Source organism: Allobosea rubneri, assembly GCF_032464875.1.
Taxonomy (GTDB): domain Bacteria; phylum Pseudomonadota; class Alphaproteobacteria; order Rhizobiales; family Beijerinckiaceae; genus Allobosea; species Allobosea rubneri.
Genome location: NZ_JAWDID010000114.1, coordinates 1 through 2,541 on the forward strand (window position 1 = coordinate 1; position 2,541 = coordinate 2,541).

The 2,541-nt window shown below is 68.2% G+C and carries 2 protein-coding genes; both read right to left on the bottom strand.

Annotated features, from left to right (window positions below; all coding sequences use genetic code 11):
- Positions 1 to 334: 334 nt before the first annotated feature.
- Positions 335 to 1,546, bottom strand: coding sequence for an IS91 family transposase (locus tag RKE40_RS29425; RefSeq protein ID WP_316021704.1), 1,212 nt, complete (start codon positions 1,544 to 1,546; stop codon positions 335 to 337).
- 16 nt (positions 1,547 to 1,562) lie between these two features.
- Positions 1,563 to 2,426, bottom strand: coding sequence for a tyrosine-type recombinase/integrase (locus tag RKE40_RS29430; protein WP_316021705.1), 864 nt, complete (start codon positions 2,424 to 2,426; stop codon positions 1,563 to 1,565).
- Between the last annotated feature and the right edge of the window lie 115 nt (positions 2,427 to 2,541).

Genomic DNA, 2,541 nt, shown 5'->3' on the forward strand with positions numbered 1-2,541 from the left:
GTCCGCTTTTGTGAAGGGTTTCGGATGCCGGCCCATGCGCATGGGTTCGGACCGGGCTGAGGGCCGGTGTTCGAAAGCCTCCAGGGGAGGAAGCCGCGGCCCAGGGCCGTGCGCTATGGGGATTTCGCCGCGCCGCCTGGTCGGCGGGATCGTGCGAGGCGCGGGACGTCGGCGGGATGCTCCGACCGAGATGCCCCGGAGCCCGCATTTGGCTGCGTTCGCGATCGATCCGTGACCGCCACAACCTTTATTTCCGCCATCGAGCCGAACGGGATCGCCCGCTCTGTGGCTGAGATCGGTAGTGGTCTATCTGGTTGTCGTCCCGGCGCCATGTTCATGAGGTGTCGATCCTGACGGCGAGGATGGTGCGCGGCGCTGTGCCCGGCGCGAAGCGCTCGACCAGGATCATGCGACCGCCGCAGCATGCGCATGGCGGATGCGGTTCAGGGGCCTGCCCGGGTTGCTCTGTGGCGACTGGGACATCGTCCCTGGCGATGTTGTCCGGGGCAGCTACCGCGATGATCTGCCTGATGCGGGCGATCGTGTCGGCGCGCCGGCCGGAGGCGAGCAGGCCGTAATGCCGGATGCGGTGGAAGCCGTCGGGCAGGACGTGGAGCAGGAAGCGGCGGATGAACGCGTGGGCCGTCAGTGTCATGGTCTTGCGCCAGACCTTGCCGACGGAGCGGGCGCGATAGTCTTTCCAGTGGAACGTCACCCCGTGCCGATCCATGGCGACGAGGCGGCTGTTGGCGATGGCGACACGGTGGGTGTAGCGGGCGAGATAGGCCAGCACGGCTTCGGGTCCGCCGAAGGGGCGCTTGGCGTAGACGACCCAGTCGACCCGGCGCAGCGGCGCCAGCATGGCGGCGAAGCTCTTGGAATCGGCGAGCGACGCGAGATTGCCATGGAAGGCGATCTGCCCGGCCGCATGCAAAGCGGCGAACCCTTTGAGGAAGAGCCTGCGGAACAGGCGCGAGAGCACGCGCACGGGCAGGAAGAAGCCGGGCCTGCACGAGATCCAGTGCGCGCCGTCCGGGGACATGCCACCACCGGGCGCGATGATGTGGAGATGGGGATGATGGGTCATAGCCGATCCCCATGTGTGCAGGACCGAGGTGAAGCCGATGCGGGCACCGAGATGCCGGGGATCGATCGCGATGGTGGTGAGCGTCTCGGCCGCGGCCTTGAACAGCAGGCCGTAAACGGTGGCCTTGTTCTGGAAGGCGATGGCCGCGATCGGTGCCGGTAGGGTGAAGACGAGATGGTAGTAAGCCACGGGCAGCAGGTCGGCCTGGCGGGCCGCGAGCCAGTCCCTCGCAGCCGCGCCCTGGCATCTCGGGCAGTGCCGGTTGCGGCAGGAGTTGTAGGCGATCGTCGCGTGGTCGCAGTCGCCGCACCGCATGACATGGCCGCCGAGCGCAGCCGTGCGGCAGGCCCGGATCGCACCGATCACCTTGAGCTGGCCGCGGCTGAGCCGGTGTCGCGCGAGATAGGCCTCGCCATGCCGGTTCAGGATGTCCGCGACCTCCAGCGCAGGCCGCGCCACGATCGGCGCGGGATCGCTATGGCGGTGGCGGCGGCGCCAGCAGCGCGAGCGGGCTGGTCACCTCGCGCAGGGTCTTCAGCGCGACGCGGGTATAGACGGCGGTGGTGTCGAGCTTCCTGTGGCCGAGCAGGACCTGGATCACGCGGATATCGGTCTTCCGCTCCAGCAGATGCGTCGCGAAGCTATGCCGCAGCGTGTGCATGGAGACGCGCTTGTCGAGCTTGGCGGCCTCGGCTGCGGCATGGCAGGCCCGGTTGAGCTGGCGCGTCGTGATCGGCTGGCCCGGCTGCTGCCCGGGAAAGAGCCAGCCGCGCGGCCGCTTCACCCGCCACCACTGACGCAGCAGATCGAGCAGGTCGGGCGCGAGCATGACATAGCGGTCCTTGCGGCCCTTGCCTTGCTCGACGCGGATCACCATGCGGGCGCTGTCGATGTCGGCGACCTTGAGGTTGGCGATCTCCGAGACCCGCAGGCCGCAGCCATAGGCAATGCTGAGCGCCGCGCGGTCCTTCACGCTCCGCGCGTGGGCCAGCAGCAGCGCCACCTCCTGCGTATCAAGCACTACCGGCAGGCGATCGGGCGTCGGGATCCGCGCCATGCGGTCGCCGAAGCCGGTACGGCCCAGCGTGACGTGGAAGAAGAACCTCAGCGCCGTGCAGGCCAGGTTCATCCGGGCATAGCTGGCGCCGAGCGAAGCCAGGTGAAGCTGATAGCGCCGCAGATCTTCCGGCCCGGCCCGGTCCGGCGGCAAGCCGAGGAAGGCCGTGAACTCACGCACCTGCCGCACATAATCGCGCTGCGTATGCTCGCCAAACCGGCGGATGGTCATGTCCTCGATCATCCGCTGGCGCAGCGGGGTGACTGTGACGGGATCGATCATGGAGACCTCCGAGGATCAGGGGAAAGGACCCCAAAATCCTCGGATGCAGCGCCTCACGGGCGAAATCTCAGTAATGACCGCGCCGCAGTGCCCCGCCGCGAGAGCGGCTTAGTCC

Bases quoted from the DNA above. Each gene is read 5' to 3' on its own strand.
- RKE40_RS29430 (WP_316021705.1), bottom strand. From the start codon at position 2,426: ATGATCGATCCCGTCACAGTCACCCCGCTGCGCCAGCGGATGATCGAG.